The organism is Cellvibrio fibrivorans (genome assembly GCF_031457055.1).
Taxonomy (GTDB): Bacteria; Pseudomonadota; Gammaproteobacteria; order Pseudomonadales; family Cellvibrionaceae; genus Cellvibrio; species Cellvibrio fibrivorans.
Genome location: NZ_JAVDVX010000029.1, coordinates 1 through 1123, shown reverse-complemented (window position 1 = coordinate 1123; position 1123 = coordinate 1). Strand labels below are relative to the sequence as shown.

Genomic DNA, 1123 nt, shown 5'->3' with positions numbered 1-1123 from the left:
TAACAAGCGACTGTGGTAAAAAATCAATACCTGTAACGCAAATTTAGCTTGCTTGCCACTCGCAATTATCCCGCACCATGGCATTTAAAATCGTCATCATCTTTCGCATGCAGGCCGTAAGCGCAACTTTCTTGTGCTTACCCTGCTCAACGAGCTTCTTATAAAATTTCTTCATGATCGGATTGCACTGAATCGCGCTCAGCATCGCCATGTATAACACCGTGCGAATGGGTGCGCGGCCGCCTTTGATTCTACGTCGGCCCTTCATAATACCGCTGTCGCGATTGTATGGTGCAAGCCCGGAAAGCGCTGCAATTTTGCGTGGCGATAGTTGACCTAGTTCTGGTAACTCGCCCAGCAACGTAAACGTGACTCCATCACCTACGCCAGGCACTGAACTTAGAATTTCATAAGTGCGCTGCCATTCACTGACTTCGCTCACCGCTTTGGCGAGCAATTTGTTAACACTTTCTATTTCTTTATCAAGCACTTTCAATAAGCGTTTATGCGTTGCTGCAAGAATCGCTGGCGCTTTGTGCTGACGGTTTAATTCTTGAGTTCGCATCTCATTCAGCTGGCGCTTGCGTGAAAGTAAATCCCTGATATACCTGATTTTTTTATTGTTTAATGGTCTGGCTTCCGGTTTGATTACGGCACCAAATTGGGCGATTGCACGCGAATCTATTTTGTCCGTTTTGGCATTTATGCCGAGGGCGTTGGCGAATTGGCGTACCTGTGCGGGCTGTACAATAATGAGCGGCAACTCTTTTTCAGCACAGGCTTCTACCAACCTGCGTTCATAACCACCGGTTGCTTCAACAAGGATGCGCGTCAGGTTGTAACGCGATAGCTTTTTGATTAATTCCCGAATCCCTTCCTCTGTATTGGGGTACTGCAAATAAATATCGAGTTCGAAAATGCACACATCCAGCATGCTTTTACCAATATCGATTCCTACGTTTCGTTCACTGCGATCAATGTGTGCTGCGGTAGTTGTATTCATAACTCACCCTTGCTACATTCGGGTTCAAGACCCATTCGACTGTTCGAGTTAAAAGTAGAATCAGCAAGGCGCCCACGCTTGTTAACGGACTCGATTATTCGGTTCCGGCGTTCCATCGGG

The 1123-nt window shown here is 46.8% G+C and carries 1 protein-coding gene; it reads right to left on the bottom strand.

Translation table 11 applies throughout. The annotated features are described in order from the left end of the window. Positions 1-43: 43 nt before the first annotated feature. Positions 44-1003 (bottom strand): IS110 family RNA-guided transposase, encoded by a 960-nt coding sequence (locus J2X05_RS21120; protein ID WP_310076423.1) that lies wholly within the window; start codon positions 1001-1003, stop codon positions 44-46. Positions 1004-1123: the final 120 nt, after the last annotated feature.